Raw genomic sequence first — 12,594 nt, 5'->3', positions numbered from 1 at the left:
GTTACTGGAAGTTGATGCTGGTGGCGGGCGCCACCACCGCCTGGGCTTTCTGCACCTGTTCCAGTTGCAGCGGGTCGCCGGCCAGCGCCGGATCGTCCTCATTGCCATTGCAGACCAGCGCCAGATCGTAGCTGCCGAGATTAACAAATCCCAGTTCGTAACCAAAGCCGCCACCGCTTTGCGGCAGCACGGGCGCGCTGGCGTAGAAGCCGTTGTCGCTGTCCGCCATGTCGGGGTAGTTGTCATCGTTTCTGGGCTGGTAGAAGTAGACGAAGGCCTTGTCGGTCAGCTGGCCGCCGCACAGCCCGGCCGCCACCGTGCCCTTGACGGTGGTGACCTGGGTGTTGTTCACCAGCCGCACCCCTCTGGGTTTGAGCTTGTAGTACTGCTCGTGGCCCGGCAGCACCATGGCCTGGCGCAGGTCGAACTCGGTGGTGAAGGTGCTGAGGCCGTTGGCGGCGATGGTGAAGGCATCCAGCTTGAGCTCGCTGCTGGGCACCTCCAGCGGCTTGATCACCCCATCATCCCGTTTGACGTAGGAGTAGGGGGTGCCGTCCAGAAACTGGTTGGCAACCTCCCGTCCGTCCAGCACCCGCAGTCGCATCTGGCTGTAGTCGCCGGGCACCACGCTCTGGCTCGCCAGCAGCGGGCGGCTGACAGAACCCTGGTAGTGCAGCAGATCGATGTAGGTGAACAGTGGCCTCCCTGCGCTGTCGAGCGGGATGGCCTCGCCGCTCGGGGTGCATCCATCGTCCTGGGCCGAGGTGAGGAAACTGGCGGTGGTCCAGCTCTGCTCGGTGCCGGCGACGGGATGGATGCTGATGTTGGCGACGGCGATGCAGACCTTGCTGACTGCATCCACCGGGGCGTCGGAGAAGGCCAGCGACAGCTGGGCCTGTTGCGGGCTGTTGTTGTCGCCGCCGCCTCCGCCGCCACAGGCTGTGAGCAGGGCGGTCAGGCCGATCAGGGTCAAGGGTTTCATGGCGTCCATTCCGGTTGTGAAGACAACCCTACTCTAGTCGAGCGGCGGCAATGGCGGGGGTGGCAGCTTGCGTGAAAAGGACGAGCTCGGTGCGCCAGCCCAATGAACTCAAGGGTCAGCTTTGAACGGCGCCAGTCATGGCTGCGAAAGAGATTGTCGGAGCGGCGGGGCTGGTGGCTGGTGTACTGATTGGGCGAGGCCCAATCAGGCTTCCAGCAGCCGGGTGGGCCAGCCCATCTTCTGCTGGCGTTCCACTTCGAAGCGCAGTTCGCTGGCACGCAGGTAGTGCTCGTCCAGCCAGCCGCTCGGTAGGGTCAGGGTCAGTGCATCCTCATCGGCCTCGAGGGTGAAGCGGGGCACAGTGCCCTGGGTGCGGCGCATGCAGAGGATCAGCGCGATGCGCAGGATGCGGGCCAGCCGGATCGCCTGGCGACCGGTGACGGCACCCTGCTTCTCCAGCGGTTCCAGCTTGAATTCGTCCCGCTGGTTGAACAGCAGGGCCGACAACAGCTTCTTCTGGGCCGGGGTAAAGCCAGGCATGTCGATGTTGTCGATGATGTAGGCGGCGTGTTGCGGCGCCTTCTTGTACTCGATGCACAGACCGATCTCGTGCAGCAGGGCCGCGTAGCGCAGGATCGGGCGCCCGTAGCGTTTCGAGAGTCGCCAGGCCGGCTGCAGCTGGGTGAACGCCTCGACGGCGGTGTCACGCACCCGTTCGGCGTGTTCTTTGTCCAGCTGGTAGCGATTGATCAGGCTGTCGGCGGTGCGATCGCGGGCATCACAGTCGTGATTGTTGCCGAGCAGGCCGTAGATCAGCCCTTCGCGCAGGGCGCCGCCGGCCAGGGTCATGCTCTCGATGTTGAGGGTTTCGAAGATGGCGATCAGGATGGCGAGACCGGAGGGGAACACGGTCAGCCGTTCGGCCGCCAGTCCTTCCAGTTGCAGCTGGTCGAGCTTGCCGCAGGCGATGGCCTGACCCATCAGCTCCTGGAGCTTGGGCAGGGTGACCCGCTCGCTCTTCCCCTGCGCCAGCATGATCTCCTGTAGTGCCTGCACCGTGCCGGAGGCGCCGACACAGGTACGCCAGCCGAGCGCACGATAATCTTCTGCCACCTTCTCCAGCACCGCCTTGGCGGCGGCGATGGCCTGCTTGAAGCGGGCCTCGGAGAGCTCGCCATCACCGAAGTGGTTGTTGAGCCAGGTGACGCAGCCCATGTGCAGGCTGTTGAGCAGTTTCGCTTCGCTGTGCTCGCCGATCACCAGTTCGGTACTGGCGCCGCCGATGTCGATCACCAGCCGGTTGCCTTCGCCGGCCGAGGTCCAGGAGACCCCCTCATAGATGGTCTTGGCCTCTTCCTCGCCCGAGATGATCTCGATGCTGTGGTTGAGCACCCGTTCCGCTTCGCTGAGGAACTCGTCGACGTTGGTGGCAAGGCGCAGGGTGGCGGTACCCACTACCCGGATGTTGTCGGCCGGAATGTCCTGCAACTGTTCGGAGAACAGGCGCAGGCAGTCCCAGCCCCGCTCCATGGCGGCACGGCTGAGACGAAACTCCGGATCGAGCCCGGCGGCGAGGCGAACCTTGCGCTTGACCTTGGTGACGGTGCGCAGGGCACCGGCGACCTCGCGCACCACCAGCATATGAAAGCTGTTGGAGCCGAGGTCGATGGCGGCATAGAGCGGCGAGTTGTGCAACTGGGCCAGTCCTTTCAGCTCTTGCGGGGCGGACGACGGCGGTTGTTGCTGTTGCCACCGCCCTGGCGATCGCGCATGTTGCGGTTCACCGGCTGACGGTTGCGGAACACCCGCTTCGGTGCGGTCACGTCATCCAGCAGCGCCTCGCGGTCATACTTGCTGACCGGGATCGGGTGGTGGATGTACTCCTCGATGGCCGGCAGGTTGAAGGCATAGTCTTCACAGGCCAGGCTGATGGAGTGACCGCTCTTGCCGGCACGACCGGTACGACCAATGCGGTGTACGTAGTCTTCGGCGTCGTCGGGCAGGTCATAGTTGAAGACGTGGGTCACGTCCGGGATGTGCAGACCGCGGGCGGCCACGTCGGTGGCAACCAGGATGTCGACCGTGCCCTTGGTGAAGTCTTCCAGGATCTTCATCCGCTTCTTCTGCGGCACGTCGCCGGTCAGCAGGCCGACACGGTGGCCGTCGTTCTCCAGCCAGGCATGAACGTCTTCACAGACGTGCTTGGTGTTGGCGAAGACGATGGCTTTCTCCGGCCACTCCTCTTCCATCAGGGAGAGCAGCAGCAACATCTTGTCTTCGTTGGAGGGGTAGAACAGCTCCTCCTTGATCCGCACGCCGGTCATCTGCTCCGGCTCGATCTGCACATGTTCCGGGTGGTTCATGTGTTCGTAGGCCAGCTCCTGCACCCGCAGGGAGAGGGTGGCGGAGAACAGCATGCTCAGACGCTCGGTGGCGGGCGGCATGCGGCGGAACAGGAAACGGATGTCCTTGATGAAGCCGAGATCGAACATGCGATCCGCTTCGTCCAGTACCACGACCTGAATATTGCTCAGATCGATGACCTTGGACTTGAAGTAGTCGATGATGCGGCCGGTGGTGCCGATCAGGATGTCGACCCCTTGCTCCAGCACGGCCAGCTGCTTGTCGTACCCTTCGCCACCGTAGGCGAGGCCGAGCTTGAGGCCGGTCGAGGCGGACATGCTCTCCGCGTCGTTGTAGATCTGGACCGCCAGCTCCCGGGTCGGGGCCATGATGATGGCGCGCGGCTGGTTGATGAGGCGCGGCTTGGTCAGCGGATGGGTCAACAAATAGTTGAAGGTGGCGGCCAGGAAGGCAAGGGTTTTGCCGGTCCCTGTCTGGGCCTGACCGGCGAGGTCATGACCTTCTACCAGCAGTGGCAGAGACAGTGCCTGGATGGGGGTGCAATAGTGAAATCCCTTTGATTCCAGACCAGCCAGAACTTCGGGTTCGAGGCCCATTTGGGCGAATTTGTCGGTCGTTAAATGTGTTTTGCTCATGGCGGTAGGTTATCAGGTTAGGCTTGCAATAATAAACAGGATCATTTCAAATAGGGCAACTATTGCCTTTGTTGATACGTCAATAAAGCCTTAATTACTGACTGGAGTTGGAGATGAGTGACAAGATTGTTCAGCTGAGCGATGCCAGCTTCGAGGCAGATGTAATCAAAGCCGATGGCGCCGTTCTGGTCGACTTCTGGGCCGAATGGTGTGGTCCGTGCAAGATGATTGCCCCGATCCTGAACGAAGTCGCCCAAGAGTATGCCGGTCGCGTGACCGTGGCGAAATTGAACATCGACCATAACGCCGACACTCCGCCCAAGTATGGCATTCGTGGTATTCCGACCCTCTTGCTGTTCAAGAATGGCGAAGTGGCAGCGACCAAGGTCGGTGCCCTGTCCAAGACTCAGCTGAAAGAGTTCCTGGACGGTAACCTGTAATAATCAAAGAGGAGCGCATTGCAATAATGCGCTCCTTCTGTTTTATCACCTAGACGCTCACCCCGATTGGTGCTAATTTATCGCTCGTTTGCTAACCTTTTTGCCTGACTCTTTGCTCACACATCAGCCTGGCAAATCAAATCCGATCAGCATCAATCCAGCAGACTGTCTCCTCATTTCAATCCTTGCTTACAGACTTTCACCACTATGAATCTGACTGAATTAAAGAACACTCCTGTGTCCGAGCTGGTACAGCTTGGCGAATCCATGGGGTTGGAAAATCTGGCTCGGGCGCACAAGAAAGACATTATTTTCGCGATCCTCAAGGCGCACGCCAAGGGTGGCGAGGATATCTTTGGCGACGGTGTGCTGGAAATCCTGACCGATGGTTTCGGCTTCCTGCGTAGTGCAGACGGCTCCTACCTGGCCGGCCCGGACGACATCTATGTCTCCCCGAGCCAGATCCGCCGTTTCAACCTGCGTACCGGCGATACCATCTCCGGCAAGATCCGGCCGCCGAAAGAGGGCGAACGTTACTTCGCGCTGCTCAAGGTCAACGAGGTCAACTACGACCGTCCGGAAAACTCCCGCAACAAGATCCTGTTTGAAAACCTCACTCCGCTGCACGCCAACGAGCGTCTGCGCATGGAGCGTGGCAACGGTTCCACCGAAGACATCACCGCCCGCGTACTGGATCTGGCTTCCCCGATCGGTAAGGGCCAGCGTGGCCTCATCGTGGCACCGCCCAAGGCCGGTAAGACCATGCTGCTGCAGAACATCGCCCAGAGCATCGCCTATAACCACCCTGACTGCGAACTGATCGTCCTGTTGATCGACGAGCGTCCGGAAGAAGTGACCGAGATGCAGCGCATGGTGAAGGGTGAAGTGATCGCCTCCACCTTCGACGAGCCGGCTTCCCGTCACGTTCAGGTCGCCGAGATGGTGATAGAGAAGGCCAAGCGCCTGGTCGAGCACAAGAAGGACGTGGTGATCCTGCTGGACTCCATCACCCGTCTGGCCCGTGCCTACAACACCGTCATTCCGTCATCCGGCAAGGTTCTGACCGGTGGTGTGGACGCCAACGCCCTGCACCGTCCGAAGCGCTTCTTCGGTGCCGCGCGCAATGTTGAAGAGGGCGGCAGCCTGACCATCATCGCCACCGCGCTGATCGATACCGGCTCCAAGATGGATGAAGTCATCTACGAAGAGTTCAAGGGTACCGGCAACATGGAACTGCACCTCTCGCGCAAGATTGCCGAGAAGCGTGTCTACCCGGCCATCGACATCACTCGCTCCGGCACCCGCAAGGAAGAGCTGCTGACCACCGGCGACGAGCTGCAGAAGATGTGGATCCTGCGCAAGATTGTGCACCCGATGGGCGAGATCGACGGCATCGAGTTCCTGATCGACAAGTTGGCCATGACCAAGACCAACGACGAGTTCTTCGACGCCATGCGGCGCCAGCAGAAGTAACCGACTCGAAAATCATCAAACCGCGGCCCAGGTCGCGGTTTTTGTTTATCTATTTTACGGTCGCCTGAGTAGTATGAAACCTCGATGTCACAAGGATAGGGACGTCATGAAGCATGTACTCCTGATATTGCTGAGCTGGCTGCTGGTGCTGCCGGTCGGGGCCGCCGAGACGCAGCCGCCCCGGACGACACTGGTGGCCGACGAGGGGCTGCAGGGTCACCTCGACTATCTGACCGGCCGGCTGCAGCTGGGGCAGTTTGCCGCCATCGACACCCTGCTGGACTCCCTGGCCGTGGGGCAGCGGGAGTATCTGTTGTGCCAGCTGCTGACCACCCTCAATAGCCAGCCCAGGCCCACCAGCCCACAACTGCTGGCCTGGGTGCGCGCCCAGTCGTTCAAGGCCCCCAGCTGGCTGGTGGAAAAAGAGGTGGACGGCTTTCTGGTGCAGCAACCCGCCTACGATTTTGCCGCCGCCGCGCGGCAGGTGCTGAGCCGCTGGCAGCAGCAGGCTTGGCAGGACAACTATCGCCAGCAGTTGGAAGAGGGCACGTTCGAGTTCAAGCAGATCTACAACAGCCGCAATCCTGATCTGGCCCAGCAGCAGCAGGCGCTGCTGACCGTACTCGATCGGCAGCCGCTTCCGCTTCTGCAACGGGAGGCGCACACGCTGGCCGCCATGAGCATCTTCCTGCCCGACAACCGGCTGCTGCGGCTGCTGACCGAGCGCACCGGTGACAGCGCCCTCTATCAGAAGCTGTGGCATCAACCGGTGGATCACGACAGCGTGGCCGCGCTCGCCAGCGTGGGCCGTTTTCATCAGGGCCAGGCGGCCAGCGATCTGCTGATTGCCGCCAGTCGCAATGCCCGTCTCAAGCTGCCCGCGCTGCAGCAACTCAGTCAACTTTCGCCGCTGCCAGACACGGCCCAGCAGTTCCTGCTGGCGGAGCTGGGCAATCGCCAATACAGCGGTCAGGTGGCCAGCCTGCTGCTGCAGATGGACGAACCCAGGCTGCTGGCCCAGCTTGCCGATCGACTGACCCGGCAGGAAAAGCGCCATGCAAGTCCGGTGATGCTGCCCGATTCGGGTACACCCGCCGCCCGCCCAGGGTTATAATGCGGCATCGCCTGAACACAGGGTACCTGCATGAAATACAAGGATTTGCGTGATTTCATCGCGCAGCTGGAACAAAGCGAACAACTCAAGCGCATCAGCCGCGAGATAGACCCCTATCTGGAGATGACCGAGATCAGCGACCGCACCCTGCGGGCGGGCGGCCCTGCCCTGCTGTTTGAAAATCCCAAGGGTTACGCCATGCCGGTGCTGACCAACCTGTTCGGTACCCCGGATCGGGTCGCCATGGGCATGGGCCAGCCCAACGTGGCCGCCCTGCGCCAGGTGGGGATCTGGCTCTCCTACCTGAAGGAGCCGGAGCCGCCCCGCGGCTTCAAGGAGCTGATGGAGAAGCTGCCGATCTTCAAGCAGGTGCTCAACATGCCGACCAAGCGGCTCTCCTCTGCCCCCTGTCAGCAGCGGGTGCTGGAGGGAGAGGCGGTCGATCTGGACCAGATCCCGATCCAGCACTGCTGGCCCGGCGACGTGGCCCCGCTGGTGACCTGGGGTCTGACCATCACCCGCGGCCCCTACAAGAAGCGGCAGAACCTCGGTATCTACCGCCAGCAGAAGATCGGCAAGAACAAGCTGATCATGCGCTGGCTGGATCACCGCGGCGGAGCCATCGATTTTCGCGAGTGGCAGGAGGCCCATCCGGGCGAGCGCTTCCCGGTGGTGGTGGCGCTCGGTGCCGATCCGGCGACCATTCTCGGCGCCGTGACGCCGGTGCCGGATACCCTCTCCGAATACGCCTTTGCCGGTCTGCTGCGCGGCAGCCGTACCGAGGTGGTAAAAGCCATCAGCTGTGATCTGGAGGTGCCCGCCAGCGCCGAGATCGTGCTGGAAGGCTATCTGGAGCCGGGCGAGATGGCTCCCGAAGGGCCTTATGGCGATCACACCGGTTACTACAACGAGGTGGACGAGTTCCCGGTCTTTACCATCACCCACATGACGATGCGCAAGGATGCCATCTACCACAGCACCTACACCGGCCGTCCGCCCGATGAGCCGGCGGTGCTCGGGGTGGCGCTCAACGAGGTGTTCGTGCCGCTGCTGCAGAAGCAGTTCCCCGAGATCGTGGACTTCTACCTGCCGCCGGAGGGGTGCTCCTACCGGATGGCGGTGGTGACCATCAAGAAGCGCTACCCTGGCCACGCCAAGCGGGTGATGCTGGGGGTCTGGTCCTTCCTGCGCCAGTTCATGTACACCAAGTTCGTGATCGTCTGTGACGACGACATCAATGCCCGCGACTGGAAGGACGTGATCTGGGCCATCACCACCCGGATGGACCCGGCCCGCGACACCACCCTGATCGAGCACACCCCGATCGACTATCTGGACTTCGCCTCGCCGGTCTCCGGGCTCGGCTCCAAGATGGGGCTGGATGCCACCAACAAGTGGCCGGGGGAGACCAATCGCGAGTGGGGCCAGCCCATCGTCCAGGACGAGGCGGTCAAGCTGAAGATCGATGCCCTCTGGGACGAGCTGAACATTCTCGGCTGATGAGCGGCAGCAGGCCCGACGGGCCGTGCCGCCTGGTCGGGATGCAAAAGATTGATGCCATTTGAGCTGAATTGGGTATGCTCGACTGACCTGACCACTTTGCTGGTCGCCAGTCCACAGTGAATCAAGAGCGAAAGCGGGCCGAGCGAGCCCGTCACAAGGATAAGAATGCAACGTATCAAGTGCCGCGTAGAGGAACTGCGCGAATATGTCGACACCATCTGGCACGTGGCCCTGACGCCGCTGCAAGAGGTCAGCTTCAAGCCGGGCCAGTATCTGCTGGTGGTGATGAGCGATTCGGACAAGCGTCCCTTCTCCATCGCCAACTCGCCGACCCGTCCGGGCATGCTGGAGCTGCAGATCGGCGCCACCCCGGAAAACGCCTATGCCGGCCAGGTGTTGGCCCGCATGCGCGAGCAGGGGGAGATCGAGATTGAACTGGCGGCGGGCAAGGCCTTCCTGCGGGAAGAGTCACCCCGGCCGCTGATCCTGATGGCGGGTGGCACCGGTTTTTCCTATGCTCGCTCCATTCTGGAATACCTGATCGATACCGGCAGCAAGCGCCCGGTGTTCTTCTACTGGGGCGTGCGCCAGGCGCACTGGCTCTACGAGCAGGAGCAGATGCAGCAGTGGGAGCACGACTACGCCCCGCTTACCTTCATCCCGGTGGTGCAGGAGCCGGAAGCGGACTGGACCGGCAAGACCGGGCTGGTGCACAAGGCCATCATGGATGATTTCGTCAGCCTGCATGACTACGACATCTATGTCGCCGGCCGTTTCGAGATGGCAGGCGCGGCGCGGGAAGAGTTCAAGATCCTGGGCGCCGAGCCAGAGCGCATCTTCGGTGACGCCTACGAATTCATCTGAGTTCGGCATGAGGCCGGCCACATAGCGTGACCGAGGCGGCCTCGCTGAATCAGCCTGCTGCTTGCCTTGCGGCAGGCCACAAACAACAAACCCCAGCCTGGCTGGGGTTTGCTTTATGGGCGACCTGCGTTATTCGCCCTTGGCGCCGAGCTGCTGCTCGAGCTGGGCCAGCTTGGCCTCGAGCGCGGTCAGCTTCTCGCGGGTGCGCAGCAGCACCTTGGTCTGCACGTCAAACTCTTCGCGACTGACCAGATCCAGCTTGCCCAGCTGGGACTGCAGCACCTGACGGATCTTTTTCTCCACTTCTTCACCCATGCTGCGAATGCCGGGCGGCAGGGAGTTGTGCACCTGTTTGGCGATCTCTTCCAGTTTCTTCGGGTCGATCATGTGGTTCTCCTTAAGCAATGCGCCATTCTACCGGCAATTGATCCGCTTTGCCGAGATCGAGGGTCGCTTTTTGCCAGCTGCCATACGGGCCGTCGCTGGTCGGGTCTGGTATTCGGGATGAAGCTGTTAACCTATCGAGTCCCGTTTCTATTCCAATTCCTTGATGCTGTACACAAAAAAAGCAGATCAGATGACCGACCAGAGGCTTAATAATTGTTGCGTTGCTGTTAAGATGTACCGGTCGGGTTCTCACCCAACTCAGTCAGCATTTCATGGATAACAACTAAAAAGAGATAAGGATATGAAAAAGAAGCTAATTTACGCCGCGGTTGTCAGTGCTATGCTGGCTGGCTGGCTGTGGTGGCAGTGACGATAACAAAGGCGACACCTCCAGCTATCTCGACTATCTGTTGACCGGTTCCAACGCCGTGCGCCCCAGTGCTCTGGCAGCCCGGGCCAGCGATGGCACCCTGAAATTCTCCACCGAAACGGCAGATCTCTCCAACCCGGTCTCGGCCATGTCGACCCTGGATGGCTGGTCCACGACCCAGGCTATCCAGATCGTGCCCGTGACGTCATCCGGCATCCAGGTGCAGGCCCCGGCCCCGGCGGAGTTTGCCGCCTCGGTTGCGCCGCTCTACCTGCTGGAACTGAGCTTTGACAGCGCAGCCCTGCGCCCGAATGGCGTGAAGAAGGTGCTGACCTACGGGGTGGACTTCGTGGTGGCCGCTGCGGCTGGCAAGCTGAACCTGGTGCCGATGAAACCGCTGAACCCCTCCTCCTACTACATGATCGTGGCCACCGACTCCCTCAAGGACAGCAACGGCAACGCGGTCAAGGCCGGCAGCGACTACGGCAACTACAAGAACAACGTCGGCAGCAATGCCCAAGAGCAGACCATCAACGGCCTGATCGCCCTGCAGGAAGGGCTGTTCAAGGCCGCCACCGGCGTCTCCACCGATCACGTCATCTTCTCCGACTGGTTCGGTACCCAGTCCGGTGCTGACGTGTTGGTGGCGGTGAAAGGGGCAGCGGCGTCCGTGCTCAAGGCCGACCCCGTTACCCTGGATGCCGCTAAACTCTGGAAGCAGGATGCCAAGGGCAACACCAGTCTGCCAGGCACCTATACCCTGAGCGTGACCGGCAGCAATGCCTTCCTGACCCAGCTGGACGCAGAGCAGTTCCTGCCGCAAGAGCAGAAAGATGCGATCGCCACCGCCTTCGGTCCCGGTGCTCCGCTCAACCCGATCGCTCAAGCGACCAAGGTCTATACAGGCACCGTCAAGCTGCCTTACTTCCTTGCCTCGCCGGCCACCGCCGGTTCCTGGGACAAGGCCAAGACCCAGTCCTGGCACGGCGCCATCCCCAGCCTGTACGCCATCGCCAATGCCCTGAAAGCGTCCGACAGCGAAGTGATCGCCGGGCTGGTGGGCGCGGGTGTGGACCCGGCCCTGCTGGCGACGCTGATTGCCGATCCGACCCGTCAGGCCGAGCTGCTGGCCGAGGCGAGCAAGCTGATCGGGGTGACCCTCACCTCCGGCGGCAAGCCGCTGGATGCCGAGCAGAACATCGGTCGTTTCAACCCGCTGCCCATGCTGGAAGAGGTGCAGTCGGTGCCGATGCGGGTCTTCGCCAAGGATGCCCTCAACACCATCACTGACGTGATCATCTACCAGCACGGCGTGACTTCGGTGAAAGAGAACGCCTATGCGCTGGCGCTGGGCCAGATCTATGCCGGCATGCAGGCAGGCAAGAAGGTGGCGCTGGTGGTGATCGATCACCCGCTGCACGGTGAGCGCGGCTTCGCCCTGAGCGGCAGCATGGCGACCGTGACCACCTCCGACAACCCGACCCCGTATCTGAACCTGAGCTACCTGACCGTGGCCCGCGACAACCTGAAACAGAGCGTGGCGGATCTGCTGGGCCTGCGTCTGGCGGTCGGTCTGGCCAATGCCAAGGGTGCCATCGGCACCGCCGGCAGCCTCAAGGTGCATTTCCTGGGCCACTCGCTGGGTGCCATCTCCGGTACCAACCTGCTGGCGGTTGCCAACCAGCCCATCGGCAATGCGCAGGCGGATGCCCTGTTCAAGTTCGATACCGGCGGCCTGGCCATGCCGGGTGGCGGCATCGCGCCGCTGCTGCTGAACTCGCCGACCTTCGGCCCGACCATCAAGATGGGCGTGCTGACCAGCGGCAGTGCCGAGCTGAAAGCGGGCTTCACCGCCTACGCGCCCAACTGCAAGACCGCGGTGCCGACCTGCTTCGTCAACGAGTTCCTGCCGAGCCTGAGCAGCACCCAGCAGGCGGCAGCGGCCAGCACGTTGCAGAGCTACAGCTTCGCGGCCCAGTCGGTGCTGGATTCGGCTGACCCGATCAACCTCGGCCGCGGCATCCAGAGCAGCTTCCCGCTGTTCGCCACCGAGATCGTCGGCGATGGCGCGCTGAGCCTGTCTGACCAGGTGATCCCGAACAGCATCGCCTCCGCCCCGCTGGGTGGTACCGAGCCGCTGTTCAAGGTGCTGGCACTGCAGCCGCTGACCGCCACCGGTGCGGCCAGCCACAACGCGGCCCGCTTCGTGGCCGGTGGCCACAGCTCGCTGCTGGCGCCGGACGAGAACTTCGACCCGAGCGGCGATGTGACCACCGAGATGCAGTCCCAGTTCGCCAGCTTCTTCATGAGCGGCGGCACTGCGGTCAAGGTGACCGACGGCAGCCTGCTCAAGCAGTAAGCCAGTCGGCCAATAAAAACGCCGCCCCTCGGGGCGGCGTTTTGTTTTCCAGCATCGCGCTTGTCGCTGGTTCAGATTGGCCTGGTTGGTGACCGCTCTGGTT

At 62.1% G+C, this 12,594-nt stretch carries 9 protein-coding genes and 1 pseudogene; 6 read left to right on the top strand and 4 right to left on the bottom strand.

Features of this window, described 5'->3' with window-relative positions; genetic code table 11:
* Position 1: 1 nt before the first annotated feature.
* The 3 genes from C2U40_RS22470 to rhlB form a co-directional block, all read right to left on the bottom strand.
* Positions 2–982, bottom strand: coding sequence for a DUF4382 domain-containing protein (locus tag C2U40_RS22470; protein WP_181014931.1), 981 nt, complete (start codon positions 980–982; stop codon positions 2–4).
* A gap of 204 nt (positions 983–1,186) precedes the next feature.
* Positions 1,187–2,677: a guanosine-5'-triphosphate,3'-diphosphate diphosphatase gene (gene gppA, locus C2U40_RS22465; protein ID WP_103828799.1), complete on the bottom strand. Its 1,491-nt coding sequence runs from the start codon at positions 2,675–2,677 to the stop codon at positions 1,187–1,189.
* Between the two features lie 14 nt (positions 2,678–2,691).
* Complete coding sequence (gene rhlB / locus C2U40_RS22460) at positions 2,692–3,981, bottom strand: ATP-dependent RNA helicase RhlB (protein ID WP_011704129.1); 1,290 nt, start codon at positions 3,979–3,981, stop codon at positions 2,692–2,694.
* Positions 3,982–4,094: 113 nt separating this feature from the next.
* Between rhlB and trxA the strand changes: the two genes are divergently transcribed.
* The 5 genes from trxA (at position 4,095) to fre (ending at position 9,375) form a co-directional block, all read left to right on the top strand.
* Positions 4,095–4,421: a thioredoxin TrxA gene (gene trxA, locus C2U40_RS22455; protein ID WP_005307306.1), complete on the top strand. Its 327-nt coding sequence runs from the start codon at positions 4,095–4,097 to the stop codon at positions 4,419–4,421.
* A gap of 207 nt (positions 4,422–4,628) precedes the next feature.
* Positions 4,629–5,894 (top strand): transcription termination factor Rho, encoded by a 1,266-nt coding sequence (rho, locus tag C2U40_RS22450; protein ID WP_005307308.1) that lies wholly within the window; start codon positions 4,629–4,631, stop codon positions 5,892–5,894.
* A gap of 106 nt (positions 5,895–6,000) precedes the next feature.
* Positions 6,001–7,008 (top strand): hypothetical protein, encoded by a 1,008-nt coding sequence (locus C2U40_RS22445; RefSeq protein ID WP_103828800.1) that lies wholly within the window; start codon positions 6,001–6,003, stop codon positions 7,006–7,008.
* Between the two features lie 30 nt (positions 7,009–7,038).
* Positions 7,039–8,508 (top strand): 4-hydroxy-3-polyprenylbenzoate decarboxylase, encoded by a 1,470-nt coding sequence (gene ubiD / locus C2U40_RS22440; protein ID WP_103828801.1) that lies wholly within the window; start codon positions 7,039–7,041, stop codon positions 8,506–8,508.
* A 168-nt stretch (positions 8,509–8,676) separates the two neighbouring features.
* Complete coding sequence (fre, locus tag C2U40_RS22435; RefSeq protein ID WP_103828802.1) at positions 8,677–9,375, top strand: NAD(P)H-flavin reductase; 699 nt, start codon at positions 8,677–8,679, stop codon at positions 9,373–9,375.
* Between the two features lie 129 nt (positions 9,376–9,504).
* Here the strand turns inward: fre and ubiK are convergent, their stop codons facing one another.
* Complete coding sequence (gene ubiK / locus C2U40_RS22430; protein ID WP_005307315.1) at positions 9,505–9,762, bottom strand: ubiquinone biosynthesis accessory factor UbiK; 258 nt, start codon at positions 9,760–9,762, stop codon at positions 9,505–9,507.
* Between the two features lie 301 nt (positions 9,763–10,063).
* On the opposite strand from ubiK, the pseudogene C2U40_RS22425 reads away from it, so the two are divergent.
* Positions 10,064–12,491 (top strand): annotated as a pseudogene (locus C2U40_RS22425) (VolA/Pla-1 family phospholipase).
* Positions 12,492–12,594 lie beyond the last annotated feature (103 nt).

Origin of the sequence: Aeromonas sp. ASNIH4, assembly GCF_002934425.1 — a bacterium.
GTDB classification, from domain to species: Bacteria; Pseudomonadota; Gammaproteobacteria; order Enterobacterales; family Aeromonadaceae; genus Aeromonas; species Aeromonas hydrophila.
This window is presented reverse-complemented; position numbering and strand designations above follow the sequence as displayed.

Excerpts from the sequence above, each read along its gene's own strand:
- ubiD (WP_103828801.1), top strand. The coding sequence starts at position 7,039 with ATGAAATACAAGGATTTGCGTGATTTCATCGCGCAGCTGGAACAAAGC.
- rhlB (WP_011704129.1), bottom strand. The coding sequence starts at position 3,981 with ATGAGCAAAACACATTTAACGACCGACAAATTCGCCCAAATGGGCCTC.
- ubiK (WP_005307315.1), bottom strand. The coding sequence starts at position 9,762 with ATGATCGACCCGAAGAAACTGGAAGAGATCGCCAAACAGGTGCACAAC.
- trxA (WP_005307306.1), top strand. The coding sequence starts at position 4,095 with ATGAGTGACAAGATTGTTCAGCTGAGCGATGCCAGCTTCGAGGCAGAT.
- C2U40_RS22470 (WP_181014931.1), bottom strand. The coding sequence starts at position 982 with ATGAAACCCTTGACCCTGATCGGCCTGACCGCCCTGCTCACAGCCTGT.
- fre (WP_103828802.1), top strand. The coding sequence starts at position 8,677 with ATGCAACGTATCAAGTGCCGCGTAGAGGAACTGCGCGAATATGTCGAC.
- C2U40_RS22445 (WP_103828800.1), top strand. The coding sequence starts at position 6,001 with ATGAAGCATGTACTCCTGATATTGCTGAGCTGGCTGCTGGTGCTGCCG.
- rho (WP_005307308.1), top strand. The coding sequence starts at position 4,629 with ATGAATCTGACTGAATTAAAGAACACTCCTGTGTCCGAGCTGGTACAG.